This is a genomic window from Enterobacter vonholyi (assembly GCF_008364555.1).
In the GTDB taxonomy this organism is placed as follows: Bacteria; Pseudomonadota; Gammaproteobacteria; order Enterobacterales; family Enterobacteriaceae; genus Enterobacter; species Enterobacter vonholyi.
In genome coordinates, this window is record NZ_VTUC01000001.1 from 254086 (window position 1) to 280657 (window position 26572).

The 26572-nt window shown below is 55.0% G+C and carries 26 protein-coding genes; 12 read left to right on the forward strand and 14 right to left on the reverse strand.

What is annotated here, in order from left to right; all coding sequences use genetic code 11:
* Positions 1-28 precede the first annotated feature (28 nt).
* Together apt and F0319_RS01230 are read right to left on the reverse strand one after the other, a co-directional pair.
* The gene (gene apt / locus F0319_RS01225; protein ID WP_000127359.1) at positions 29-580 is read right to left on the reverse strand and encodes an adenine phosphoribosyltransferase; all 552 of its coding nucleotides are present in this window, start codon (positions 578-580) and stop codon (positions 29-31) included.
* Positions 581-730: 150 nt separating this feature from the next.
* Positions 731-1108, reverse strand: a complete 378-nt coding sequence (locus tag F0319_RS01230) for a DUF454 family protein (protein WP_149366103.1) — start codon at positions 1106-1108, stop codon at positions 731-733.
* Between the two features lie 50 nt (positions 1109-1158).
* Between F0319_RS01230 and priC the strand changes: the two genes are divergently transcribed.
* Positions 1159-1686, forward strand: coding sequence for a primosomal replication protein N'' (gene priC, locus F0319_RS01235; protein ID WP_111963388.1), 528 nt, complete (start codon positions 1159-1161; stop codon positions 1684-1686).
* A gap of 14 nt (positions 1687-1700) precedes the next feature.
* Complete coding sequence (gene rsmS, locus F0319_RS01240; protein ID WP_111963389.1) at positions 1701-1877, forward strand: pleiotropic regulatory protein RsmS; 177 nt, start codon at positions 1701-1703, stop codon at positions 1875-1877.
* Between the two features lies 1 nt (position 1878).
* Here rsmS and mscK read toward each other — a convergent pair whose 3' ends face one another.
* Positions 1879-5226 carry a mechanosensitive channel MscK gene (gene mscK / locus F0319_RS01245; RefSeq protein ID WP_149366104.1) on the reverse strand — a complete coding sequence of 1116 codons (3348 nt, stop codon included), beginning with the start codon at positions 5224-5226 and terminating at the stop codon, positions 1879-1881.
* Positions 5227-5339: 113 nt separating this feature from the next.
* Positions 5340-5993, reverse strand: a complete 654-nt coding sequence (acrR, locus tag F0319_RS01250) for a multidrug efflux transporter transcriptional repressor AcrR (RefSeq protein WP_023310602.1) — start codon at positions 5991-5993, stop codon at positions 5340-5342.
* A 140-nt stretch (positions 5994-6133) separates the two neighbouring features.
* Here acrR and acrA point away from each other — a divergent pair, with 140 nt between their 5' ends.
* The 6 genes from acrA (at position 6134) to F0319_RS01280 (ending at position 12968) form a co-directional block, all read left to right on the forward strand.
* Positions 6134-7327, forward strand: coding sequence for a multidrug efflux RND transporter periplasmic adaptor subunit AcrA (gene acrA, locus F0319_RS01255; RefSeq protein WP_023310601.1), 1194 nt, complete (start codon positions 6134-6136; stop codon positions 7325-7327).
* 22 nt (positions 7328-7349) lie between these two features.
* On the forward strand, positions 7350-10496 hold the full coding sequence (acrB, locus tag F0319_RS01260; protein WP_029741964.1) for a multidrug efflux RND transporter permease subunit AcrB: 3147 nt from the start codon (positions 7350-7352) through the stop codon (positions 10494-10496).
* Between the two features lie 510 nt (positions 10497-11006).
* A complete protein-coding gene (tomB, locus tag F0319_RS01265) occupies positions 11007-11381 on the forward strand; it encodes an Hha toxicity modulator TomB (RefSeq protein WP_008499288.1) in 375 nt (124 codons plus the stop codon).
* Between the two features lie 27 nt (positions 11382-11408).
* A complete protein-coding gene (locus tag F0319_RS01270; RefSeq protein ID WP_008499287.1) occupies positions 11409-11627 on the forward strand; it encodes an HHA domain-containing protein in 219 nt (72 codons plus the stop codon).
* Between the two features lie 204 nt (positions 11628-11831).
* Positions 11832-12383, forward strand: coding sequence for a maltose O-acetyltransferase (maa, locus tag F0319_RS01275; RefSeq protein WP_111963392.1), 552 nt, complete (start codon positions 11832-11834; stop codon positions 12381-12383).
* Between the two features lie 117 nt (positions 12384-12500).
* Positions 12501-12968 (forward strand): YlaC family protein, encoded by a 468-nt coding sequence (locus F0319_RS01280; RefSeq protein ID WP_023310598.1) that lies wholly within the window; start codon positions 12501-12503, stop codon positions 12966-12968.
* Here F0319_RS01280 and pdxR read toward each other — a convergent pair.
* On the reverse strand, positions 12940-14400 hold the full coding sequence (gene pdxR / locus F0319_RS01285; protein ID WP_149366105.1) for a MocR-like pyridoxine biosynthesis transcription factor PdxR: 1461 nt from the start codon (positions 14398-14400) through the stop codon (positions 12940-12942). The genes F0319_RS01280 and pdxR overlap by 29 nt on opposite strands.
* A 101-nt stretch (positions 14401-14501) precedes the next feature.
* On the opposite strand from pdxR, the gene F0319_RS01290 reads away from it, so the two are divergent.
* A complete protein-coding gene (locus F0319_RS01290) occupies positions 14502-15212 on the forward strand; it encodes a GNAT family N-acetyltransferase (protein ID WP_111963395.1) in 711 nt (236 codons plus the stop codon).
* Here the strand turns inward: F0319_RS01290 and ykgO are convergent.
* Complete coding sequence (gene ykgO, locus F0319_RS01295; RefSeq protein ID WP_111963396.1) at positions 15209-15349, reverse strand: type B 50S ribosomal protein L36; 141 nt, start codon at positions 15347-15349, stop codon at positions 15209-15211. The genes F0319_RS01290 and ykgO overlap by 4 nt on opposite strands.
* Positions 15350-15351: 2 nt before the next feature.
* Positions 15352-15612 carry a type B 50S ribosomal protein L31 gene (locus F0319_RS01300; RefSeq protein WP_010428154.1) on the reverse strand — a complete coding sequence of 87 codons (261 nt, stop codon included), beginning with the start codon at positions 15610-15612 and terminating at the stop codon, positions 15352-15354.
* Positions 15613-15832: 220 nt separating this feature from the next.
* On the opposite strand from F0319_RS01300, the gene F0319_RS01305 reads away from it, so the two are divergent.
* Entirely contained in the window at positions 15833-17398 is a 1566-nt protein-coding gene (locus tag F0319_RS01305) for an EAL domain-containing protein (protein WP_111963397.1), read from the forward strand.
* Here F0319_RS01305 and F0319_RS01310 read toward each other — a convergent pair.
* A complete protein-coding gene (locus tag F0319_RS01310) occupies positions 17391-17663 on the reverse strand; it encodes a metal-sensing transcriptional repressor (protein WP_111963398.1) in 273 nt (90 codons plus the stop codon). The two genes, F0319_RS01305 and F0319_RS01310, sit on opposite strands and share 8 nt — an antisense overlap.
* Before the next feature lie 134 nt (positions 17664-17797).
* Between F0319_RS01310 and F0319_RS01315 the strand changes: the two genes are divergently transcribed.
* Complete coding sequence (locus F0319_RS01315) at positions 17798-18625, forward strand: nickel/cobalt efflux protein RcnA (RefSeq protein WP_149366106.1); 828 nt, start codon at positions 17798-17800, stop codon at positions 18623-18625.
* Positions 18626-18664: 39 nt separating this feature from the next.
* Here the strand turns inward: F0319_RS01315 and F0319_RS01320 are convergent, their stop codons facing one another.
* From F0319_RS01320 to yczE, 3 genes are all read right to left on the reverse strand, one after another.
* Positions 18665-21754: a beta-galactosidase gene (locus F0319_RS01320; protein WP_149366107.1), complete on the reverse strand. Its 3090-nt coding sequence runs from the start codon at positions 21752-21754 to the stop codon at positions 18665-18667.
* A 102-nt stretch (positions 21755-21856) separates the two neighbouring features.
* Entirely contained in the window at positions 21857-22927 is a 1071-nt protein-coding gene (locus tag F0319_RS01325) for a LacI family DNA-binding transcriptional regulator (protein ID WP_149366108.1), read from the reverse strand.
* Between the two features lie 78 nt (positions 22928-23005).
* The gene (gene yczE, locus F0319_RS01330) at positions 23006-23617 is read right to left on the reverse strand and encodes a membrane protein YczE (RefSeq protein WP_111963402.1); all 612 of its coding nucleotides are present in this window, start codon (positions 23615-23617) and stop codon (positions 23006-23008) included.
* 86 nt (positions 23618-23703) lie between these two features.
* Here yczE and yczR point away from each other — a divergent pair, with 86 nt between their 5' ends.
* Positions 23704-25125 (forward strand): MocR-like transcription factor YczR, encoded by a 1422-nt coding sequence (gene yczR / locus F0319_RS01335; RefSeq protein ID WP_149366109.1) that lies wholly within the window; start codon positions 23704-23706, stop codon positions 25123-25125.
* An 81-nt stretch (positions 25126-25206) separates the two neighbouring features.
* Here yczR and F0319_RS01340 read toward each other — a convergent pair whose 3' ends face one another.
* From F0319_RS01340 to F0319_RS01350, 3 genes are all read right to left on the reverse strand, one after another.
* A complete protein-coding gene (locus tag F0319_RS01340; RefSeq protein WP_023310588.1) occupies positions 25207-25422 on the reverse strand; it encodes a hypothetical protein in 216 nt (71 codons plus the stop codon).
* Entirely contained in the window at positions 25419-25670 is a 252-nt protein-coding gene (locus F0319_RS01345; RefSeq protein WP_032638522.1) for a hypothetical protein, read from the reverse strand. Before F0319_RS01345 ends, F0319_RS01340 begins: the two co-directional genes overlap by 4 nt.
* Positions 25671-26105: 435 nt before the next feature.
* Positions 26106-26525 (reverse strand): hypothetical protein, encoded by a 420-nt coding sequence (locus tag F0319_RS01350; RefSeq protein ID WP_240168071.1) that lies wholly within the window; start codon positions 26523-26525, stop codon positions 26106-26108.
* Positions 26526-26572: the final 47 nt, after the last annotated feature.

Here is a 26572-nt window from a genome sequence, read left to right on the forward strand (position 1 = left end):
CCATTGAGCGAGGTTGTGAAAACCGGGATTAGTGACCCGGGAAAGGCACCAGGCTGTAGCTGGTAATACCCTGTTTTTCCAGGCGCTGTTCACCGCCGAGATCGAACAGGTTGATGATGAAGGCCGCGTCGGTCACTTCCCCACCCAGACGGCGGATCAGCTTCACGGTCGCTTCAATGGTGCCGCCGGTCGCCAGCAGATCGTCAACCACCAGCACTTTGTCGCCAGGCTTGATCGCGTCAACGTGGATCTCAAGCTGATCGGTGCCGTACTCCAGTTCGTAACTTTCTGCGATGGTTTCACGCGGCAGCTTGCGCGGCTTACGCACCGGCACAAAACCCACGCCCATTGCCAGCGCAACCGGTGCGCCAAACAGGAAGCCACGGGCTTCGGTACCTACTACTTTGGTGATCCCGGCGTTTTTATAACGTTCGACCAGCAGTTCAATGCTGAGCGCGTACGCTTTCGGGTCTTCCAGCAAGCTGGTGACATCACGGAAAAGAATGCCAGGCTTTGGATAGTCCTGGATGCTTTTGATGCTGTTTTTCAGATATTCAAGCTGCTGTGCAGTTGCGGTCATCGGTTTTGCCTAAATGAAACAGTGTTACTCACAGCGCGCAACGAGTCGGCCAAGGCAACAATTGTTTAACCTTTGACCAGGCGCACCTGTGCTCGAAAACGGTCGAATTTACTGGCTGCGCGTGATAATTGCAACAGCCATGATGAGGCTTCAGTGCTTTTGTTGCTTTTCATCAACCACGGGGATCCGCCACATAAAGAAAAGCAGGCAGGTCAGGATCGCCAGCAGCAGAATACGTACCCACATCATTTTCACCAGCCATAATGAAATAGCGAAGGTGATGAGGATCAGTGCGATCGCGCGCGGCTTCGCGCCGGGCGGCATGGCCCGGTGTTTTTGCCAGTGCCGCAGATAGCCGCCAAACCATGAGCGGTAGAGCAGCCAGTGGTGAAAACGCGGCGACGAGCGGGCGAAGCACCAGGCCGCCAGCAGGATAAATGGCGTGGTCGGCAGCAAGGGTAAAAACACCCCCAGCGTGCCAAGCACTACCGCAAGCCAGCCAATGATGATTAAAATAGTACGCTTCATAATGCGAATCGTTATCAAACTGAACGGCTACTTTACCACTGGAGAGCGCCTTGAAAACAGCACTGCTTCTTGAGAGGCTGCAAAATCAGCTGATTGCTCTGCGGGAGCAGGCCACGCCGCTAATGGGGCACGCCACGCTGAAGCCGCGCTTTGACCGGCAGCTTTTTCGTACCCGCAGCACCGTCATTCAGGATTACCTTGCTGAAGCGCAGACGAACCTCGACGAGCTTCGCCATGCGGTTGAGAGTGAACAGCAGGAGCAGGTGGCGTGGCTTGCAGAGCATCTCACGGAGCAGATCACCGCCCTGCATCGCGAGATTACCGCCTGGCCGCTGCGCGCCTGGGACAGCGCCTCGCCGGGGCTCGGTAAATGGCAGCGCAAGCGGCTGGAGAACCAGGAGTTTGAGCGCCGGCTGTTTGAGATGAAGCGCGAACGCGAAGTGCGTCTGAACCACAGCGAAACGCTGGAAGAGCAGCAGCTATTGATGCGCGAGATTAGCGCGCTGGAAGGACGTATAGTCCGCTGCCGTCAGGCGCTGGATGAGATTGAGCATGTCATCGAACGTTTGACCCGTTAACAGGAGCCACACCCATGTCACTGGAAAATGCACCCGATGAGGTCAAGCTGGCCGTCGATTTGATTATGCTGCTGGAGAATCATGAGATCCCCGCCGGGACGGTGCTTAAGGCACTGGAGATTGTACGGCGGGATTTTGAGGGGAAACTTCCCCCTCACCCTAACCCTCTCCCAGGGGGAGAGGGAAAATAGATTAAGCCGGAGTCGGGTCGTCGCCCTTAATGTCGCGCTTCACTTCCGTATGCTCATCACCTTTCTCGTTACGCAGGTGCACCTCAAGCTGGTTGAAGGCGATATTAATATCGTTTTCACGGCACAGCCGATCGATAGAACGGTTAAGTTCATCCACCGTGTAGCTGCGGTCGCGCAGTTCACGCACGTATAAACGCAGCTCGTGATCCAGCGTACTCGGCCCAAAGGTGGTAAAGAACACCGCCGGAGCCGGATCGTGCATCACTTTCGGATGCTCAGACGCCGCCTTCAGCAACACCTCTTTCACCTTATCCAGATCCGATCCATAGGCTACGCCCAGGCGGATCACCACGCGCGTTACCGTATCCGAGAGCGACCAGTTGATCAGACGCTCTGTCACGAACGCTTTGTTCGGGATGATCACCTCTTTACGATCGAAGTCGGTAATGGTGGTAGCGCGGATACGGATCTTGCTGACCGTTCCCGAGAACGTGCCGATAGTGACGGTATCGCCGATACGTACCGGACGTTCGAACAGGATGATCAGGCCGGACACGAAGTTACCGAAGATCTCCTGTAGGCCAAAACCAAGACCGACCGAGAGGGCCGCCGCCAGCCACTGCAGTTTATCCCACGAGACGCCAAGCGAGCCAAAGACCGTCATCGCCCCAACAATAATGATCACGTAGTTGAGGATCGTGGTAATGGCGTAGGACGCCCCCTGGCGGAGATTCAGACGTGACAGGAGCAGCACTTCAAGCAGGCCTGGCAGGTTGCGGATCAGCGCCCAGGCTACAACCGACGACACCAGTGCAAACAGCAGGCTACCCATGGTCACGCTTTTCATGACCGCAGCGCCCGCTTCGGTACCGTTGTATTGCCAGAGCGTAATACTGTCGAGATAGGCGAAAACGGTAATAAGATCGGACCAGATAGCCCAGAACATCACGGCAAACAGGGCGATCATCACCAGCATGGTAATGCGCAGCGTCTGCTGGTTAACCTGCTCCAGCGCGATGGTCGGCTCTTCCTGTGGCTCCGCGCCTTCGGCCCCCTCTTTCACCTGATGCTGACGACGCGCGATGGCGCGGCGATAGGCAATGCGGCGAGCCGCCACGCTCAGGCCGCGCAGCACGGTCTGATAAAGCAGGTTCCAGACGATCACCAGATAGACTGTTTCAATCCAGCGCCCGGACAGGCGCAGCGTGGTATAGAAGTAACCCGTTGCCGTCAACACCATCAGCGCCAGCGGAATGATCGCCAGCACCGTCACGGTGACCAGACGAATATTGTGGGACTCTTTATCACGCCAGCTGTCGCGGCACATCGGCCACATCAGGATCGCAATCAGCAGCAGGTTCAGCAGGATCACCAGCTGGCCCAGCACATCATCCATCAGATGCAGCGGGGAAAGTTCAGAGACAACCGACCAGAAGTGCAGCGGCAGAAGCGCGAGGCTGATGCGCACAATCTGCCGACGCCAGTGGCTGGTCAGCTGCGCAGGCATGTTGAAATGACGCACCGCCACGCCGTCTTTTTCCAGCACCTTCCAGCAAACGCCAAACACCAGCCAGAACAGCGCCAGTTTTTTACTGAACGCCCACAGCAGATCGCTGACGTTGAGCTGCATGGTGAGCAGAATCAGGCCCACGGCCAGAATAATCAGGCACACCGGCAGGGCGCGGATGAGATCGATCAGAATCGCTTTTGGCGTATGGAGCTGGCTATCGTTGCGCAGCTGCCCTACTTCGGAGGCCAGCTTCGCCTGGTATTTTTTCAGCCAGCCCAGACGCCAGCGGATCAGGCCGGCAATCAGCAGCAGCGGTAAACCGGCCAGGAAAGCAATCATTACCGCAGGCCAGGCTTTCTCCCAGTTTACGGTGATCTTCATGCTCTTGATCTGCGTTTTCAGCGTCTCAGGGAAGGATTTGACCCAGTCCCAGTCCATCGGCTTGTTGCTGTTCACCCAGAAAATCTGCTGGGTCAGGATTTCCTGCAGACTTTTCGAGACGCTCACCAGCTGCTGCTGGTTGATTTGCAGGTTAATGGCCATCATCAGCTGGTTGCCCAGCTGTTTATTGAGCTGGTCCAGCAGCTCGCGACGCATATCCACGACCTGGAGCAGCGCGTCGTGCACTTCCGGCTTCACGTCGCTGGAATGCCCCTCTTCAATTTTGGCGACAAAGGTATCGCTCTGAAAAAGGGCATCGCGCTGCTGGTTGACGTCAAACTGTTCCAGACGTAAATCCGCAATGCGGTTGGTCATGTCCTCCAGCTCGTCGGCGGACGGAAGCGTCTGCTGCTGCTGGTAGAGAATACGCGACAGCAGGAGGCTGCCCTTCAGGACCGCGATCTGCTCTTTGATGTTGCGTTCAGCCTGCAGGGCGCGATCCAGCCAGTTCTTCACTTTGATATTTTGCTGAACCAGCGAGTTGCCGTTTTCCGTTGCCAGTATCAGGCGCTGGCTCAGCTGGTGGTTGGCCTCGAGCTCCTGTTTAACCAGCGGATTCGCCTGAATGCGGGCGGTTTCGTCAGGCGATACGGCTTCCTGAGCGGTTTTTTCCGTTAGCGTCAGGCGCTTGCTGTTAACCGCTTCCTGCAGCAGCTGAAGCTGGTGTTCCAGGCGATTAATATTCGCGGTGACGTAATCACGCTGTTTCTGAAGCGTGTCCTGCAGCACCGTATTCCCTTCAAGGCTTTTACGCTGCTGTTCGATTTGCGCATTGAGCAAGGTCTGCTGAACCAGCAGCAGGGTTTGCTGCGTAGGGCGCAGCGTGCCTTCGCCGACCGTCGTGCCGTTCAGACGGTTGCGGATCTGCTGCAGCTGCTGAGACGCGGCGTACATCGCGTTTTGCACGCGCTCGGGCTGGGTCTGCAGAGAGACAAGCTGGCTATTATACGTTGCGAGATCCGACTGTGCGGTTTGCAGGTCGTCGAGCAGTTGAGCCACGCGGGACTCGAGCTGACGTAAGGAGAGCGTCGAGAGCGTCTTGCGCGTCTCGTCGTCGTTATCCACATCGCTGAGGGCATTCAGCGCTTCGGTGGCCTTACGCATGTTTTCAGGTGCCTGCGCCACCTTCTGGCGAAGCTGGACGGTTTCTGCTTTTACGCGTTCAATTTTATCCAGCGTTTCCAGCGTTTCTGTCAGATCCTGCTGGATGAGTTTCTCCTGAGGGGAGAGATCTTTTTGTTTGTTCAGCGTGTCGAGCTGCGACTGAACATCGCCGCGCGAGGGAATATCGTTGCTGTTATCGGCGCGGGCCCAGGTCAGCGGCGCCGTGGCGAAGAAAAATAGCATCGCAAAGAGCAATGCAAAAACAGGATGTTGCGAGCGATTGATGGGCAGCATAGTTGTGAATGATGTCAGAAGATGACCGAAAATAGTCCGGCGTGAAGAATATCACGCTCGCCGAAAGCAGAATAGCGCGAACGTTATCCTCTGAGATAAATCCTGGAAAGGGATCAGGCCGTTAGCGAAGGCGCGTCGCTGCGCAGCGTGGGGCAGAGCTGTAGCATTTCCAGTAAAATCGCCACGTAGCTGCGGGCTTCCTCTTTAAGGTCAAAGGATTGCGGCGCGAAAAGCCAGTTTTCCATCAGACCTGAAATGTAGCTGCGCATCAGGATTGCCGCTCGTCGGGTCAAGAGATTGGCCGGTAATAGTTTTGCCTGCATACACAGGTTCAGGTTCTGTTCAATACGGTCATAGCTCTCCAGGCTTAGGCTGCGCTGTGCCTGCTGCACAACCGCCATCTCGCCCACGAACTCGCATTTATGAAAAATAATCTCCATCATTAATCTGCGACGTTCTTCAACTACCGTTGCTTCAAGGATATATACTAATATTTCTCTCAATACTGAGAGTGGATCGTCAGGGAATTTTGCCCGATACTCACTCTCGAGATCGCTAATGCTGGACTCTGAAAGCTCCCAGATTTCACTGAACAGATCTGACTTATCTTTAAAATGCCAGTAAATCGCTCCTCGCGTCACACCGGCAGCCTGAGCAATCTGCGCCAGCGAGGTGGATGAAACACCCTGCTGCGAGAACAAACGTATTGCCACGTCCAGAATGTGTTGTCGGGTTTCCAGCGCTTGTTGTTTAGTTTTTCGTGCCATAGGTGGGTGAATTTACAGGAGTCAGATTTACATACATTTGTGAATGTATGTACCATAGCATGACGATAATATAAACGCAGCAATGGGTTTTAGACTCAGGACCCTTGATCAATTTGAAATCGGACACTCGAGGTTTACATATGAACAAAAACAGAGGGTTAACGCCTCTGGCGGTCGTTCTGATGCTCTCAGGCAGCTTAGCGCTAACAGGATGTGACGACAAACCGGCTCAACAAGGAGCTCAGCAGGCGCCAGAAGTAGGCGTTGTTACGCTCAAATCTGAACCTCTACAAATCACCACCGAATTACCAGGCCGTACAAATGCTTACCGCATTGCGGAAGTGCGTCCTCAGGTTAGCGGTATTATCCTGAAGCGTAACTTCACCGAAGGCGGTGATGTGAAGGCCGGTGAGTCTCTGTATCAGATTGATCCCGCAACCTATCAGGCTTCTTATGAAAGTGCGAAGGGAGACCTGGCGAAAGCACAGGCCGCGGCCAAAATTGCTCAGCTGACGTTGAACCGCTACCAAAAACTGCTCGGCACTAAGTACATCAGCCAACAGGATTACGATACCGCCCTGGCAGATGCACAGCAGGCTAACGCAGCCGTGGTGGCAGCCAAAGCGGCCGTCGAAACCGCGCGCATTAATCTGGCCTATACCAAAGTGACCTCCCCTATCAGCGGACGTATTGGTAAGTCTTCCGTCACGGAAGGGGCTCTGGTGCAGAACGGTCAGACCACTGCGCTGGCGACCGTGCAGCAGCTCGATCCGATCTACGTTGACGTGACGCAGTCCAGCAACGATTTCCTGCGCCTGAAACAGGAGCTGGCTAACGGCACCCTGAAACAGGAAAACGGCAAAGCCAAAGTGGAGCTGATTACCAACGACGGTATCAAGTTCCCGCAGGAAGGTACCCTGGAATTCTCTGATGTGACGGTCGACCAGACCACCGGTTCCATCACCTTACGTGCGATTTTCCCGAACCCTGACAAAAATCTGCTGCCAGGTATGTTCGTTCGCGCACGTCTGGAGGAAGGAACAAATCCAACCGCACTTCTGGTTCCACAGCAGGGTGTGACCCGTACGCCACGCGGCGATGCGAGCGCGCTGGTTGTTGGGGCTGATGACAAAGTCGAAACGCGCAATATCACCGCCACTCAGGCGATTGGCGATAAATGGCTGGTGACGGAAGGTCTGAAAGATGGCGATCGCGTGATTGTTACTGGTTTGCAAAAAGTTCGTCCTGGCGCGCAGGTTAAAGCACAGGAAGTGAAATCTGACGATAAACAACAAGCTTCGGCCGCTGGCCAGTCAGAACAAACCAAGTCTTAACTTAAACAGGAGCCGTTAAGACATGCCTAATTTCTTTATCGATCGCCCCATATTTGCATGGGTGATCGCCATTATCATCATGCTGGCCGGGGGACTTGCGATCCTGAAGCTGCCTGTCGCGCAATATCCAACGATTGCGCCACCGGCGGTGACAATTTCCGCAACCTACCCGGGGGCTGATGCGAAAACGGTGCAGGACACCGTCACCCAGGTTATCGAACAGAACATGAACGGTATCGATAACCTGATGTACATGTCCTCAAACAGTGACTCTACCGGTACGGTGCAGATCACCCTGACCTTCCAGTCAGGTACGGATGCTGACATTGCGCAGGTTCAGGTGCAGAACAAACTGCAGCTGGCGATGCCTTTGCTGCCGCAGGAAGTACAACAGCAGGGCGTGAGCGTCGAGAAATCGTCCAGCAGCTTCCTGATGGTTGTCGGGGTTATCAACACCAACGGCACCATGACGCAGGAGGATATTTCCGACTACGTGGGCGCCAACATGAAGGACGCCATCAGCCGTACTTCCGGTGTGGGTGACGTGCAGCTCTTCGGTTCCCAGTACGCGATGCGTATCTGGATGGATCCGAACAAGCTGAACAACTTCCAGCTGACCCCGGTTGACGTGATCAGCGCGATTAAAGCGCAGAACGCCCAGGTAGCGGCCGGTCAGTTAGGCGGTACGCCGCCGGTGAAGGGCCAGCAGCTTAACGCCTCGATCATCGCGCAGACCCGTCTGACCTCTGCCGATGAATTCAGCAAAATTCTGCTGAAGGTGAATCAGGACGGTTCGCAGGTTCGCCTGCGCGACGTGGCGAAAGTCGAGCTGGGCGGTGAGAACTACGACATCATCGCGAAGTTTAACGGAAAGCCGGCTTCCGGTCTGGGTATCAAACTGGCGACAGGCGCTAACGCCCTGGACACCGCCACGGCGATCCGCGCAGAGCTGAAGAAGATGGAGCCGTTCTTCCCGTCAGGTCTGAAAATCGTTTACCCGTACGACACCACGCCGTTCGTCAAAATTTCGATTCACGAAGTGGTTAAGACGCTGGTTGAGGCGATCATCCTCGTCTTCCTGGTTATGTACCTGTTCCTGCAAAACTTCCGCGCGACGCTTATCCCAACGATTGCCGTGCCGGTGGTATTGCTCGGGACCTTTGCGATCCTGTCGATATTTGGCTACTCGATAAACACCCTGACGATGTTCGGGATGGTGCTCGCCATCGGCCTGCTGGTGGATGACGCCATCGTGGTGGTCGAGAACGTCGAGCGCGTGATGGCGGAAGAAGGTCTGCCGCCGAAGGAAGCGACCCGTAAATCGATGGGTCAGATCCAGGGCGCGCTGGTCGGTATCGCGATGGTGCTGTCTGCGGTATTTATTCCGATGGCCTTCTTCGGGGGCTCTACCGGTGCGATTTACCGTCAGTTCTCCATTACCATCGTTTCCGCGATGGCGCTGTCGGTGCTGGTGGCGTTGATCCTGACCCCTGCCCTGTGTGCCACCATGCTGAAGCCGATTCAGAAAGGCGGTCACGGCGAGCACAAAGGGTTCTTCGGCTGGTTTAACCGCATGTTCGATAAAAGCACGCACCACTACACCGACAGCGTGGGTAACATCCTGCGCAGCACCGGTCGTTACCTGCTGCTCTATATCATCATCGTGGTGGGCATGGCTTTCCTGTTCGTTCGTCTGCCAAGCTCGTTCCTGCCGGATGAAGACCAGGGCGTGTTCCTGACGATGGCGCAGCTTCCGGCAGGTGCCTCGCAAGAGCGTACCCAGAAAGTGCTGGATGAAGTGACGGACTACTATCTCACCAAAGAGAAAGACAACGTTGAATCCGTGTTTGCGGTTAACGGCTTTGGCTTTGCGGGTCGTGGTCAGAACACCGGTATTGCCTTCGTTTCTCTGAAAGACTGGTCTGAACGTCCGGGCGAAAAGAACAAGGTTGAAGCCATCACCGGCCGTGCAATGGGCACCTTCTCGCAGATTAAAGATGCGATGGTCTTCGCCTTTAACCTGCCAGCGATTGTTGAACTTGGTACCGCGACCGGCTTCGACTTCCAGCTGATTGACCAGGGTGGCCTCGGTCACGAGAAACTGACGCAGGCGCGTAACCAGCTGTTTGGTGAAGTCGCTAAACACCCTGACCTGCTGGTCGGCGTACGTCCAAACGGCCTGGAAGATACGCCGCAGTACAAAATCGACATCGATCAGGAGAAAGCTCAGGCGCTGGGCGTATCCATCAGTGACATCAACACCACGCTCGGCGCAGCCTGGGGCGGTAGCTACGTTAACGACTTCATCGACCGCGGTCGTGTGAAGAAAGTGTACGTGATGTCAGAGGCGCAGTACCGTATGTTGCCGAACGATATCAACAGCTGGTTCGTGCGCGGCAGCAATGGTCAGATGGTTCCGTTCTCGGCGTTCTCAACGTCACGCTGGGAATACGGTTCACCGCGTCTGGAACGCTATAACGGTCTGCCGTCTATGGAGATCCTGGGTCAGGCCGCACCGGGCCGAAGCACCGGTGAAGCCATGAACCTGATGGAAGAGCTGGCGAGCAAACTGCCTGCGGGTATCGGCTATGACTGGACCGGTATGTCCTATCAGGAACGTCTGTCCGGTAACCAGGCCCCTGCTCTGTACGCCATTTCACTGATTGTGGTCTTCCTGTGTCTGGCGGCACTGTACGAGAGCTGGTCGATTCCGTTCTCCGTTATGCTGGTGGTTCCACTCGGGGTTATCGGTGCGCTGCTTGCGGCGACGTTCCGTGGGTTGACCAACGACGTTTACTTCCAGGTAGGCCTGCTGACAACCATTGGCTTGTCGGCGAAGAACGCGATACTTATCGTTGAATTCGCCAAAGATCTGATGGAGAAAGAAGGCAAAGGTCTTATTGAGGCGACGCTTGAGGCGGTTCGTATGCGTCTGCGCCCGATCCTGATGACGTCACTGGCGTTTATCCTCGGCGTACTGCCGCTGGTTATCAGTTCCGGAGCGGGCTCCGGTGCGCAGAACGCAGTAGGTACTGGTGTTATGGGCGGTATGGTTACCGCGACCGTATTGGCCATCTTCTTCGTACCGGTGTTCTTCGTGGTGGTTCGCCGCCGCTTTAGCCGAAAGAATGAAGATGTTGAACACAGTCATTCGGTAGAACCTCACTGATACCGGTTTCACATGATAAAAAGGCCGCATTAGCGGCCTTTTTCATTTTCAGAAAAAATCATAAATTACGCTTATTGTGGTTCAATTTATTTTCTGCCATCTTAAATAGACATATCATAATTAACTGATAACTTAATCGGTGAAATTGGGATTTTTTTAATTTCATTTCCCCGCTTAAAGTATTAGGAATATTCCTAATAAGAAGTTCTTACAAAGATAAGTCTTAATCTGAACTTTTCTCATCATTTTTGCTAAGCCAATGAAACGTAAGGAAGCGATAAAGCACCGTCGTTAATTTGGATAAAAACGTTGAGTCCAGGACGACCATTTGCGTTCAAGCCCCCAGCCTGCGGTTTTATTTGTAATTTTTCGTAATAGCGCGATGAAATCCAGGAAGGAGTGGCTTATAGTTAGGTTATCAGGAACACAGCACTCATGTAGCTAAGTCAGTTGTATCCATCCCGACAATGATGTTCGGTGAGTAAGAAATCACTCAGAAGGGGATGCGCTATGGACGAGTACTCGCCAAAAAGGCATGATATCGCGCAGTTGAAATTTCTCTGCGAATCCTTGTACCATGACTGCCTTGCCAATCTTGATGAAAGTAACCATGGCTGGGTAAACGATCCAACGTCTGCCATCAATTTACAGTTGAATGAGCTGATAGAGCATATCGCAACCTTCGCACTTAATTATAAAATTAAGTACAATGAAGATAATAAGCTCATCGAGCAAATTGATGAATACCTGGACGACACCTTTATGTTGTTCAGTAGTTACGGCATTAACGCTCAGGATTTGCAAAAATGGCGTAAATCGGGAAATCGGCTATTCCGCTGTTTCGTCAACGTGAGCAGAGCTAACCCGGTGAGTCTTTCCTGTTAAAATTATTACAATTACTAAGGTGAATTTATGTCTGATAAACCACTCACAAAGATCGATTATTTGATGCGCTTACGACGTTGTCAGTCAATTGACACGCTTGAACGCGTCATTGAAAAGAATAAATACGAGCTTTCTGATAATGAACTGGCGGTATTTTATTCAGCCGCTGACCATCGTCTTGCTGAACTAACAATGAATAAGCTGTATGACAAAATCCCTACTTCTGTGTGGAAATTTGTCCGTTAATCTTTGAAGGGTGTCTGTAGAGTTCTACGCCTCGTTCTGAGTTTTACCTATCCCGTTATGCCCCCTGTGCGTACGCCAGGTCTCCGTGTAAAACGCGTTCAACAACAGCAATGTTGTGACGATGGTCACATCGGCTTTCCGGGAACGTTCCCCTTCTGGCCAGTTCCGATTAATCTGCGGTAATAACATCCAGAGAGGTTTCCAGTGAGCTTAGAAAAACAGAAAATGATTGCCGGTGAACATTATCGCCCCGGCGATGAGACATTACGGGCTGACCGACTGCGGGCCCGCCATCTGGTTTACCGCTATAACCACACTGCGCCTGATGAAAAAACAGAACGCCAGAACATTCTGGCGGAACTTCTCGGACAAAGCGCAGGCGCTTATATAGAGCCGAGCTTCCGCTGCGACTACGGATATAACATTTATCTGGGCAAAAACTTTTACGCTAACTTCGACTGCGTAATGCTGGATGTCTGCCCTGTTCATATTGGCGATAACTGTATGCTCGCGCCGGGTGTTCATATTTATACGGCAACCCACCCGCTGGATGCGGAGGAGCGAAACAGCGGCGTGGAGTTTGGAAAACCCGTCAATATTGGAAATAACGTCTGGATTGGTGGCCGGGCGGTCATTAACCCTGGCGTCACCATTGGTGATAATGTGGTGGTGGCCTCCGGCGCGGTCGTGACGAAAGACGTCCCGGCTAACGTCGTCGTTGGCGGCAACCCGGCAAAAATTATCAAAGCGCTGTGAAGTCGCGGGGAGTCAACTGTTATAGTCTTTTAGCGCCAGACTGTTACTTTTTTCAGCCTGATGGCTCCCCTAAAATTGGCAGACACCCTGTATTGTCAACTCTCATGAAGGCAAAAAATGACCGAGATACAGCGCCTGCTTACCGCCACCATCGACGATCTTAACCTCCGCGAAAAGCGCGATAATCGCCCGCGCTTTAGCATTAGCTTTATTCGCAAACATCCTGGCCTGTTTGTCGCCATGTATGCCGCCTGGCTGGCGACGCTTATTGTTATGCTGAAGTCCGAAACGCTGGTGGACTCCGTCTGGCTGCTGGTTGTACTGTTTGTCGTCTTTAACGCCTTTTTCTTTTTCGACGTGAATCCGCGCTACCGTTACGAAGATATCGACGTGCTCGATTTTCGGGTCTGCTATAACGGCGAATGGTACAACACGCGTTACGTGCCAGAGGAGCTGATCGAAAACATCATGCACTCTCCGGCAGTTGAAGCCGGGCAAAAAGAGAAGCTGCAGAAAATGGTCTCCACCAAAGGACAGCTCTCATTCTATGATGTCTTTACCCTTTCTCGCCCTGCTGCTGCGTAATTAACGCCTGCAGACGTCGGATCCCCGGCGCAAACTGAGAAGCAGAGGTATTACCGTAACCTAAAACCAGCCCGGTTTGCCCCTGCTTCGCCTCCAGGTAATACCCGCTCAGTGCAGCGGGTGCCAGCTGAAACGCTCTCGCCTTCGCCACCAGCCTCTGGTCGTCAATACCGTCTATCGCCAGCGTCAGATGCATCCCACCTTCGCCTGCCAGAATGCGGTGCGGAGTATGAAGCTCGGCGCCCAGCACCTCCCGCAGCTGGCGGTAGCGTTTACGGTACAGCCGACGCATGGCGGCAAGGTGGCGGGCGTAATGACCTTCTTCAATGAACAGCGCCAGGGTGCGCTGTTCGGCACGATGCCCACCCCGCAACAGCGAGCCGATGGCCGGACGAACCGCCTTAGCCAGCGCTGGCGGTAACACCATGAACCCCATGCGAAGTGACGGAAACAGCGTTTTACTGAACGTCCCCAGATACACAACGGGCGCATTGTTGACCATTCCCAGCATCGCCGGTACGGGCTCACCGGCATAACGGAACTCGCTGTCGTAATCATCTTCAATGATCCACGCGTTGTGCTGCCGGGCCAGGTCAAGCAGCGCCAGCCGCCGCCGCGCGCTGAGCACGCTCCCGTAAGGGAACTGATGCGAAGGCGATGTAAAGATCATTGAGGGGGCAGGCGCATCCAGCCCTTCCCAGCACATTCCCTCGTCATCAACCGGTATCCCCGTCATCGCCAGGCCGGTTTTAACAAACGCACTCTTTGCCCCGCTATAGCCCGGGTTTTCTACCCAGGCGACATCGCCAGGCTCGCTTAACATCATCGTGCAGAGATTGACCCCCTCGAGCGCACCTTCGGTGAGCACAATCTGGCTGGCGTCGCAGTCGATACCGCGGGACAAGGCGAGATGCCGGGCAATCGCTGCCCGCAGAGACGGTTCACCGGCCGGGTCACCATAGCCTAACAGGGCACTTCCCTCCTCGCGCAGAACACGATCGTACAATCGCCGCCACAGCGGCAAGGGGAAATAGTTAATGGCAGGCGTTCCCGGCGTGAACGCCATCACAGGGGTATCGCGCGGCACAGGGGCGGGCAGCAGGGCGACACGTTTTGTCAGCCTGACGTCAGGCTCCGGCAGCGTTCGGGCAATCGTACGATGAGCGAATTGCCCCACCCGTGTCCCCTGACGGTTACGCAGCAAATAACCTTCGAGCGTGAGCTGGTCCAGCGCCGCATTGACGGTGTTTCGGGAAACCGAGATCTGCTGCGCCAGCGTTCGCGAACCGGGCAGCTGGCTGCCGGACCGAAGCCTGCCGCACAGTATCGCCTCCCGCAAAGCATGATAGAGCGTGCGCTGGAGCGTCTCTTGCCCACGCTTTTTCAGCGCAGCATGGAGCAAAGTGTAAAGCTCATCACCCGGTATATTCATCTTTCCTCCTAGTGGTACCAGAAAAACATAGCCTGGTGGTTCTTTTTAAGGAACCAGCAATTCACTAATCTGGAGTTCTTTTCAACGACATGGAAATAAACATGAATACATTCAATGAGTTTGGACAGCCTGTAGGTGAAGCCCTTAACGACTGGCAACCTCGTCAACACCCGTCCCGGGTGGTCCTTCAGGGTCACTATTGTCGGCTTGAGCCGCTGCGCGTGGAGCATGCCCACGCGTTGTTCTCCGCCTATTCCCTGGCCGAAGATACCCGCAGCTGGACGTGGCTACTGCGTGAACCCGATGCCACCGCAGAAGAGTTTGCCAAATGGGTGGCGAGCGTAAGTGAGTTATCCGATCCCATCCACTTTACCGTTATGGATAACCAGACCGAGTCTCCTGTCGGGACGCTGTCCCTGATGCGGATCGATCCTAAAAACGGGGTCGTGGAAGTGGGGCACGTTCACTTCTCTCCTCTGTTAAGCCGCACGCCAGGGTCGACAGAGGCGCAATATCTGCTGATGCGGTACGTGTTCGATACCCTGGGCTACCGACGTTATGAATGGAAGTGCAATAGCCTGAACGAGCCTTCCCGTAAAGCGGCGCTGCGTCTGGGCTTTCAGTTTGAGGGGCGCTTTCGCCAGGCGCTGGTCATAAAAGGCCGTAACCGGGATACCGACTGGTTTTCTATTCTCGACAAAGAGTGGCCGGCGCTGGCGAGCGCCTTTGAAAGCTGGCTTGCCACCGACAATTTTACTGCCGATGGCAAACAGAAAAGATCCCTGGAAAGCTGGCGAGAAACGCGCGTCTAGCGTCTTTTTTTACGTCCCTGAACCGCCTTATAGCGCGGATTAGATTTGCAAATCACGTATAAGCGTCCCTTGCGTTTGACTATCTGGCAATCCGGGTGACGCTGCTTTGCACTGCGTAATGAGTTAAGTACCTGCATGGTTAGCCCCGCTTCGCATTGAGAAAACCGCCAAAACGCTTGCGGAAGCGCGCGGCGCTACCGTCCGTGGAGAACGTTTTCTGCTTGCCGGTATAAAACGGGTGCGATTTTGAAGAAACCTCAATGGTGATGTACGGATACGTTTCACCGTCGAGTTCAATTTCGCGGTCGGTCTTAATGGTTGAGCCAACCTTGAAGTATTCATTAGCGCTGGTGTCGTGGAATACCACGGTGCGATAGGCTGGATGGATATCAGGCTTCATCGTAAATCCTTTGCGTTTTGTTATAACATAACAAAATAATATCCAGGCCAGTTCGAAAAAACAACCCCCTCTCGCCGGGCGATATTTTCTCGTTTGCCTGAGATAAAATGAAAACCTGGCTGCCCACGTGCTATAACTATATCATTTCGCGGTAAAATCTTTCTCTTCAGGCAAGGAACTCAATGCCCAGGAACGGGTATACGAGGAAGGACACGACAGCATGAAAACCCGACATCTGGTCAGTCTGGTGACTGGCATACTTATTTTTTCTGTGCTGGTTCCCATTTGCCTGAGCATCTGGCTGGCCCATCGCCAGGCGGAAGATAAGTTTGCCAATGCGCTGGATAACTATGCATCACGCGTGTTGGTAAGAACCGACAGAGTTGTGGATCAGGCAAAAGAAGCGCTCGATCACCTGCAGGCCTTTGAAGGGGTGCCGTGTAGCCCGTTGCAGTTAAGAGAGATGCGCCGGGTCGCTTTTTCGTGGCGATATGTTCAGGAAGTGATTTATATCGATAACCTTCAGCCGCTCTGCTCCTCCCTCGAGCAAACCAGTCATGCCCCCCCTTTCCCTCCTCCGATGCGCATTACCGAAGATGGTTACAGCGCATGGCTGACCACGCAAAACGATCTTGGGTTTAACCGCTACATGGCAGTGCTGGGAAAAGGCCACTACCTTGTCATGGTCGATCCTGCCTCGCTGGTGGACGTTATCCCTTTCGGCGAGATAGCGATTGATGCCGCCCTGGTAGGCACTACAACACACCGCATATTCGCCAGCAGCAGTAAGCTCAATTCTCACATCCGCGACATGGTTCAGGAGCGGGATGTCAAAAGCGTGCAGTACAACGGTTCAATGTACGTCATGAAGTCTGTACCTGAGCTTGGATTTACCGTCGTCGCATGGGCAACGCTCAAACCGCTGGCTGAAACCTGGCACCGGCAGCTTCTTTTCTGGTTACCGTTCGGCATGTTAATAAGTCTGCTCGCCGCGCTGTTTGTCCTGCGGATCCTGCGTCGTATCCAGTCGCCTCGCAATCGCCTGCTTGACGCCATTAACAGCCGGGATTTTGTGGTTCACTATCAGCCCATCGTGGCGCTCTGTAGCGGAAAAATTGTGGGCGCAGAAGCGCTGACGCGCTGGCCGCAGCCAGACGGAAGCAGCCTCTCGCCGGATATTTTTGTCCCCCTTGCCGAGCAAACGGGGCTCATCTCGCAGCTGACGCAGTTAGTCATCGAAAAGGTGTTTGAAGATATGGGCCACTGGCTGCAACGCCATCCCGATCAGCATATCTCCATTAACCTCGCCCCTGCCGATTTAACCTCCGGCATCCTTCCACCTTTACTGAGTCAGCTACTGAATAAGTGGCAAATACATCCCCGACAAATCGCCCTTGAGCTCACCGAGCGCGGCTTTGCCGATCCCAAAATTAGCGCGCCGGCTATCGCAGCGTTTCGCCGTTCAGGCCACCCTGTCTATATTGATGATTTTGGCACGGGCTATTCCAGCCTGAGCTATCTGCAGGATCTGGACGTCGACACGCTAAAAATTGATAAATCGTTCGTCGATGCGCTGGAGTATAAAAACGTGACGCCGCACATCATTGAAATAGCAAAGTCGTTGAAGCTGGCGATGGTGGCGGAGGGCATCGAGACCGCAGGGCAGCTCGCCTGGCTACACCGTCACGGCGTGCAGTACGGGCAGGGGTGGTACTACAGCAAGGCACTGCCAAAAACGGAATTTATTCTTTGGGCAGAAAATAACCTCGGCACGCACGCTACTTGAGATAGGATTTGATCACCCGCAACACCACGCCAAGATCGGCTTCACGCTGCGCTTCTTCAGGCTCTTTCACCACGTGATCGGTTAAATGCCCTTCGATCACCTGCATCATCATGCCATTGACCGCCCCGCGGATCGCCGCCAGCTGCTGTAACACCTCGGCGCATTCGTGATCGCTGTTAAGCATTTTTTCCAGCGCGGTGCTTTGCCCCTGAATTTTCTTCAGGCGAGTCAGTAACATCTTCTGGTCTCTAACGGTATGTGACATCTCTGTATCCCTAATTTTTTGGCTTTTAAAGCATATCACGCTCTACTCCCCCTGAGTATTTTTCTACTGGGGGGTAGTATTAAGCTACTGGGGGGGAGTAGTATCTCCGCACGCTTTCCACTCCGGAATTTCCCATGACCGATTTTGCTTTACTTCTTCAGCAGGGCAATGCCTGGCTGTTTGTTCCCAGCGCTATCCTGCTCGGTGCGCTGCATGGCCTGGAACCGGGCCATTCAAAAACAATGATGGCAGCCTTTATTGTTGCCATCCGCGGCACGCTGAAACAGGCGGTACTGCTTGGCCTGGCGGCAACGCTCTCCCATACGGCGGTGGTCTGGCTCGTTGCGATGGCGGGATTATGGTTTGGTCGGGGCTGGGATGCGCATACGTCCGAACCCTGGTTCCAGCTGATCTCCGGGGTGCTGATCGTTGCGATCGCCCTGTGGATGGCGTGGCGAACCTGGAAAGAGAGCCAGCCGCACGATCATCATCACGACCATGATAGCCATCACCACCACGACCATGACCATGACCACCATCATGATCATTATCACCACGAACACACGCTGATTGAAGAAGAGTGGCAGGACGCCCACCAGCGCGCTCACGCGCAGGATATTAACCGCCGCTTCAGCGGTCAAAATGTCACCACCGGACAGATTATGATGTTTGGCCTGACCGGCGGACTTATCCCCTGCCCGGCGTCCATCACCGTGCTGCTGATCTGCCTGCAGCTTAAGCATTTCGCCCTCGGCGCGACTCTGGTGTTCAGCTTCAGTATTGGTCTGGCGTTAACGCTGGTCGCTTCCGGCGCGATTGCCGCCTTAAGCCTCAAGCACGCGACCAAACGCTGGCCCGGGTTTAGCGAATTCTCCCGTAAGGCACCGTGGATCTCCGCTGCGCTGATTACCGTGGTAGGAATTTACATGAGCCTACATGGCCTGAGCGGCATTCTGGCGTAAGCCTGCGGCCACGCTCTGTGGCCGCATCTCCACGGTCAGTTAAGGGTTCTGCTGCCAGCTGAAGGTATAGCGCAGCTGACGTGTCTGCAGAATGAATTCCGGTGAAACGCTGGGGCTCCAGGAGTCGTCGCCGCCCACGCCCATATGGAACGCATCGAGGTTAAGCCAGCATCCCGGCTCTTCCCGCAGCAGATGATGATGGGTTGTCTCCCGCAGCTGCTGCTGGCTATAGCGGCTCACCGAGAAGTGGAACTGGCCATTTAGCTGATGCGTTCCCAGCGTCAGCTCCCGCGTATCACAGCGCAAACCATTTTCCGTCGGGAAGATATACGGCGTGTGCATCTCCGCCAGGGGTAATGTCCAGCGCCCCTGCTGTGCCGCCAGCTTTCTGTCCGGATAGTTTTCATGCGGCCCCAGTCCCAGCCAGGAGACGTTTTCCGGCGTTTCGGCGAGATGAACACTCAGGCCAACGCGCGCAGGCTCCGGGATATCAGATGCAATATCGACCTGAATATCGCCATGCAGAACGCCTCGCTCGTCCACCCTCCAGACTTTACGGCTCATGAACAGGGCTTTGCCGCGATACTCAAGGACGTGCTGGGTTGTGACCACTACTTCGTCTGCGTGCTGCTCTGCCTCACAGTGCAGAACGCGCGAGGTGAGATCGTACATGCCCGCCGCTTTCCAGCGTTCAACCCAGGCGTTTGGATCGATCTTCGTCGCTTCACTTACGCCAATGTCGTTGTCCAGCGGCGCGCGGCTGACGTTATCCGTCAGAGGTGAAAGCAGCGTTTCAACGCCATTTCGCCACCACTGGGTCAGATTTCCGGTTGCGCGATCGAATTGCCAGCGCTGTTGACGATGGGAGATCTCCTGGACGCGATCGTTTTGCGTCAAGACCGGCGGCTCGCCCACCGGAGCTGGCGGAGCAATAAAGAGTGGAGCCGGCAGCGGCCACTGCTCCCACGCGCAGCGATGGTCAGCCGGTGACCACGGCGTTGCCCGCGGCTGGCGAACTTCAACGTTCAGCCAGACCTCACCCGGCCCGGCTTTCAGCTCCGGCAGGTCGATCTCCAGACGCTGGATACCTTCAGGCGACATCGAGAGCGTCACCTCTCCCGCGGCCAGCACGTCCCCGTCCCGGGCAACCGTCCAGCTCAGCACTTCGTTATCGGTGTGGCGGAACAGGTAGCCGCTTTGCACCTCAATCACCAGCGGCGAGGTGCTGACCCGCGTAAAGGTAAAGAACTGCTGGGCGCGCTGCGCCTCGTACAGCGCCGGGTGCGGCGTGCGATCGGGGAATACCAGGCCATTGAGGCAGAACTGCCGATCGTTCGGCTTATCGCCAAAGTCTCCCCCGTAGGCCCAGAACGCGTTGCCAGCTTCGTCCTGTTTCGTCAGGGCCTGATCGACCCAGTCCCAGACAAATCCCCCCTGCAGGCGAGGGTGGCTGCGAAACGCCTGCCAGTATTTCGCGAACCCGCCAAAGCTATTCCCCATCGCGTGAGCATATTCACAGAGGATCAGCGGACGCGTTTCGTCCGGCATACCGATCCATTTTTTGATTGACCATTTAGGCACTGCCGGGAAGGGCTGATCCTGATCGACACGGGCATACATCGGACACACAATATCGGTAGCCGTCGTGTTCGCGCCGCCGCCTTCATACTGCACCGGACGCGTCGGATCCGTGGATTTCACCCAGCGATACAGTGAGTCGTGGTTTGCGCCGTGCCCGGACTCATTGCCCAGCGACCAAATGATAATTGAGGGATGATTACGATCGCGCTGCACCATTCGGGTCACGCGCTCGCTCATGGCGGGCAGCCAGCGCGGATCGTCTGCAAGGCGGCTCATCGGCACCATACCGTGGGTTTCGATGTTGGCTTCATCAACAACGTACAGCCCGTAGCGGTCGCAAAGCCGGTACCACAGCGGATGGTTCGGGTAGTGCGAGCAGCGCACGGCGTTGAAGTTGTGCTGCTTCATGATTTCGATATCGCGGCGCATGGTCGCTTCGTCCATCACCTGGCCGTTTTCCGGGTGATGCTCGTGCCGGTTAACCCCTCGGATCAGCAGCGGTTTACCGTTGAGCTTCAGGAGGCCATTGCTGATATCAACGCGGCGGAAGCCCACGTCGCACGCCTCAATCTCAAGCACTTCACCCTGCGGGTTGATAAGCGCAATCGTCAGGCGATACAGTTCTGGCGTTTCAGCGCTCCAGAGCGCGGGCTGTTCAACGGGCATCGCCGCCGTTAAGCGCTCTGCCCAGCTGCCGCGCTCGTCGACGATGGCTGACCCTGGACGCCGGGAAACGCAGGCGCATTTTTCCTCCGCGCGCCACAGGGTAAAAACCACCTCGCAGTCTGCAAAGCCAGCGCCTGCCAGCGCGACATCAACCTTCAGCACCGCGCGGTCCAGCTCCTTATTCAGGTCCGTCACCACGTGATAATCGGCAATCCGGGTATCGGGTTTATGCAGCAAAGTCACATCGCGGAAAATGCCGCTCATGCGCCACATGTCCTGATCTTCAAGATAGCTGCCGTCGCACCAGCGCAATACCATGACCGCCAGGCGGTTCTGCCCGGGGCGTAATGCCGCCGAGAGGTCAAATTCGGCGGGTAGCCGACTGTCCTGGGAATAGCCTATCCACTTCCCGTTGCACCAGAGATGGAACGCCGAGTTCACACCGTCAAAGATGATGCGTGTTTGCCCGCTCTGAAGCCAGGCGTCATTCATTTCAAATGTGAGCGAGTAACAACCTGTCGGATTTTCCTGCGGCACAAAAGGTGGGTTAACGGAGATGGGATAGGTGACATTGGTGTAGATGGGCGTGTCGAACCCCTGCATCTGCCAGTTCGACGGTACGGGCATTGCGACGGCATCCGCGCAATCCTCAATTGCCCATGCTTGAGGAACCTGCTCCGGCGCTGAAAAATAGCTAAACCGCCATAGCCCGTTGAGAGAGCGCCTGCTGGTAGATCCGGCGTCATCTCTGGCGGAAGATTCATTGCGCCAGCTGTGTAACGGCGCATGTGCGGGCAGACGGTTCCACTGGGTGACGCCGGGGTTTTCCCAGTCCCGACGGGCCAGAATGGCGCTGAGGGTCAGCGGTGAAGTGGTGGACATAGTAACCTCTTTGCGAAGCGCTCACAATTTTGGTTAACATGCCCTGGCACCCGGCGATGGTAAAGCGCCCATTCGCAGGGTAGCGAGTCAGATCACAAAGTTTTATTTGCGGGCAATCTGCTCGGCAAGGAGTGCCAGGCTTCTCAGCTGCTCCGCCAGATCCTCGCGTTCAGCCTGCTTCGGGTTGCGGCGTGCGCTTGAATGACGGGTAACCAGCGTCACCGGCAGTTGAACCTGCCAGCACGCCTCCTCCCCGGTGGGGGCCAGCAGCCATTCCACACTGCGTTCACCCGCATCGCGAAACGCCTGACGAATGGTCGTCAGCGGCGGGGAAAACCAGGCGCTGTCGGCCGTATCGTCAAACCCGACCACCGACATCTGGCCAGGAATAGCGATCCCTTTTTCCGCGCAGGCGCGCATTACCCCGAGCGCCATCTGATCGTTAGCCACCAGAATGGCATCCGGTAATATCGTCCCCGACAGAAGGACATGCCCTTTCTCATAGCCGCTGGCGGCGCTCCAGTCACCGTAAGCCACCTCAACGGCTTCATGCCCCGCGCGGGCCAGAGCGGCTTTCCACCCCGCCAGACGCGCCCGAGCAGAGACCGAGCTTTCCGGCCCGCTCAGCAGAGCAATATGTCGATGCCCCAGCGAAAGCAGATGCTCAACGCCCAGACGCGCCCCCTGCTCCGCGTTAAACACGAGGCTGTTTACCCGCGCTGAAGGCGCCACATCGAGAAATAGCACCGGGACGGGCGACGCCAGTGCCCTGAGTTCTTCAGCGTCACGATCGTCAAGCGGAACATTCACCAGCAGCGCGTCCACCCGCTGCGCCAGCAACGCCTGAAGCGCGACCTGACACTGCTGCGGCTGTTCCACCATGGAGATAAGGACACTCGCCCCCTGTTCCGCCGCGCGGGATTTTACCGCCGACACAATTTGCGAGGGCGCATGCAGGGCCAGATCGGTGGTGATAAGTCCCAGCGTGCGGGTGCGTTTACCCGCCAGCTGCTGTGCGCGCAGGTTAGGCACGTAGTGCAGCTCCGCCATCGCCTGCTGCACCTTTTCCCGCGTGCGGGCAGAAACATGCTCCGCGTCGTTAATGACGCGGGAAACGGTCTGATAAGAAACCCCCGCAAGGAGGGCGACATCATAGAGAGTGATAGCTTTCATGCATTGTGGCATCGCGTGAGTCGGGGCCCATTATTGTGGCACAGCGACGCCGTTAAAACATGTGAGCGCTTCGCAAAATTAAACAACCCGCTCCGGCTGGGGTATTTCCGCAATGCGCGGCTTCTGGCGAAACCAGGGCAGACAGAGCTGGATAAGCGGGCCAATGGTCAGGGCATAAAGTACGGTTCCCACGCCAAAGGTGCCGCCAAGCACGCACCCAATCAGCAGGACGGACACTTCAATTGAGGTGCGCACGCTACGAATGGACCACCCCAGCCGGGCGTGAATGCCGGTCATCAGACCGTCGCGCGGGCCTGGCCCGAAACCGGCCCCGATGTACATGCTGGTCGCAATCGCGTTCATCACGATGCCCGACACCAGGAAAGCGATTCGAACGGGTAACGATTCCAGTTCCGGTATAAGCGCCATGCTGGCGTCCGCCGCCAGACCGATACAAATCACGTTACTGATCGTGCCAAGCCCCGGCATCTGGCGCAGCGGGATCCACAGCAGCAGCACCGCCGCGCCGGTCACAATAATCACCGTTCCGATAGTCATTCCCAGCTGTAACCCCACCCCAAGGTGAAATACATCCCAGGGGTCGACGCCCAAATCGGAACGAATAAACATCGCGGTGGACAGGCCATACAGTCCTAAACCGACATAGAGTTGTAGCAGACGACGTACCATTTTTATCTTCTCCAGTGAACCAGGCTTTCATCCTGACCTAAAATGGCACTATGATTAATGTCCAGTTTTCAAATAGTGGACTGCATATGTCATCACGCCGCTTCGGAAGTCAGTCTCTGGTACGCCTTTTAGGCCACTGGCAACAAGCCTCATCCCGAACCCCGCTCTGGCGACAGCTGGCCGACGCGCTGCGTTTATTAATCCTTGATGGACGGCTGGCACTGAATACGCGGCTGCCGGGCGAGCGTGAGCTGGCCGCGGCGCTGGACGTGAGCCGTACCACCGTCAGCAGCGCGCTCGCCCACCTGCGCGAAGAGGGATATCTTGAAAGCCGCCACGGCAGCGGGTCACGCGTGATCCTCCCGGATACGCGCGCCGTTCCCACTCTTTCCGCGGCGAGCGCCGCACTGGATCTCTCCACTGCCGCCCTCAATGCCGGGCCGGAGATCCATCAGGCGTATACCCATGCGCTCACGGCCATTACCCCGCATCTCTCGCTGACGGGCTACGATCAGCTAGGGTTGCCGACGCTGCGGGAAGCCATCGCTGCACGCTATACCGCGCGTGGTCTGCCCACCCGCGCAGACGAAGTGATGGTGGTCAATGGCGCCGTCAGCGGCTTTGCGCTGGTACTGCGGATGATGGCCGGGCCGGGGGACCGCGTCGTGGTCGATCATCCCACCTATCCGCTGGCGATTGCCGCCATTCAGGGCGCGCAGTGTCGGCCAGTCGGGGTGTCTCTGCCGGAAACCGGTTGGGATACGGATGGCTTTGCCGCAACGCTTGCCCAGACGGCGCCTCGTCTGGCCTATCTGATGCCAGATTTTCATAATCCGACCGGGCGCTGTATGGATATTGCCACCCGTCAGGCCATCACGGATATTGCAGCCCAAACCCGCACGGCGCTGGTGGTGGATGAAACGATGGTGGATCTCTGGTTTGATGCGCCTCCCCCACCACCGCTGGCCTCCTTCAACCCGCAGGCCACCGTCATCACTTTAGGCTCTGCCGGCAAAAGCTTCTGGGGAGGGCTGCGTCTAGGCTGGATCCGCGCCTCATCGCGCACCATCGCCACGCTTGCTCAGGCGCGGGATACGCTGGATTTAGGCTCGCCGCTGCTGGAACAGCTGGCAATGCAGTGGCTCATTAACAACAGCGAGACGTTTCTGCCCGCACGCCGGAAAATGCTAGCGGAACGGCGCGATCGATGCGGTGACCTGCTGCGAGAACATTTCCCGGAGTGGAAATTCCACGAGGCGGAAGGCGGGCTCTCCTACTGGATAGAGCTACCGGGCATGCTGGCGACACAGCTTGCCGCACGGGCAGAAATAATCGGGATTAACCTTGGAACCGGGACGCGATTTGGTTTATCAGGGGCGTTTGACCGCTATTTACGTATGCCCTTCTCGCTGGAATCGACAGAGCTTGAGCAGGCGTTACTGAGGATCAAACCGTTATGGCTCGCCCTGAATAAAAACGTGCCATCGTTAAAACGCAGCGTAATTTAATATTAAAAAATTTGAAGCAGATCATAAAATAAAAACTGCTGACTGTAATATATGCAGTCAGCAGTTTTCACTGGTCAGTGTTTAATGCTGAGGAGGAATAGGAAAGCCTTTTAGTGAAATAACGAAATTATCACCGTCTTTCTTTATTTTTGCACCGGTATCACACCAGTCAGACGCAATACGAAAGAACTCATCGCTTCCAACATTCCAGCCAAGACGTACATGCTTCACGTAGCCTGAACGCAACAGATCGCAGGCCTCGTTGTAGTCACTGGCAGTTGACAGTTGTTGTTTCATTTTCTCTTCTTCAGAAGTTTACGTAGAGCCTTGATTTCTTTAGGAGTAAAAGGAGAAACACTCTCTTCTTCCGTATGCTGATTATCAATATCCTCTTCCGATACTCCCGCCTCTTCTACTGCTTCGAATGCCAGCAGCAGCAGTTTCTCTGTTGTCACGCTTAAATTCTCGTTATTGAGTTCCGCATAGTGGCGAAGCCTTTCTTTTAGCGCGTCATCAATCTTAACGTTTAATACCGCTGTAGCCATGTTTGTCACTTCCCTTCGGAATAAGTACTTTATTTAATACACGAAGTTAACAATGTTATCCAGATATAAATTTTTTCGAGTTATGGAAGAAAATAGACGTCCAATTATAAAATGACAGTCTATTATTACAGGTTTATGACAATAATATTTCAGCGCGATGAAATATATATTACACGATATAGGCATAATATTATTGTGGGATAGCAGTCAAAAGTGAGAGGTGAAAGCAGGAAGATTTTATGAGGGCGGAAATGGGTAGGGGCCCTGCCAGCTAAGCTTTTTCTAATAAAACCCATGTATTTCAATGCACTAAAAAGCGGTGGGGCAATAATTTTGTATCACCAAAAGAATACACTGGCAAGCCGTTTTCTCATGCGACAGACACAAAAAAACCGGGGCTGACCCGGCTTTGTATGGCTTTTGACCAAACTCCATCTAAGCCACATTTTCCACTACCATGTAGGATCGCCCAACCTCTTCAATCAGTGGTTGGAGGTTCGTATTGCTGCCTTTGACTGTAAATAGGTCTTCTGGCTGTTCATCTTTTACGGCTTTTTTAACATAACCATAATACGGACGACTAACCGCAGTCCTTAAAGATACCTCCGTACAAGAAGATAAAGCGACCACATTTTCCCCTGTGTACTTGAACACTGGCGGCTCATAGTTTTTGATCACGCTCCGGCAAGAGTTCATAAATTGTGTGAAAGCTTCAATTTTACCTGCCAGGGCCATACGACGGGCATGTTCGATCTCATCTACCGTGAGATCGGGAGCGGAATATCTGTCGCACAAATGGGTGGGCCCTTGACGGCTAGCTATACTCTTATTTTCAGTGTCATAGGGTGCGGTCATGCGGGGAAAATAGCGTTACGGATTAGCTTAATGAGATTGCCGATGCG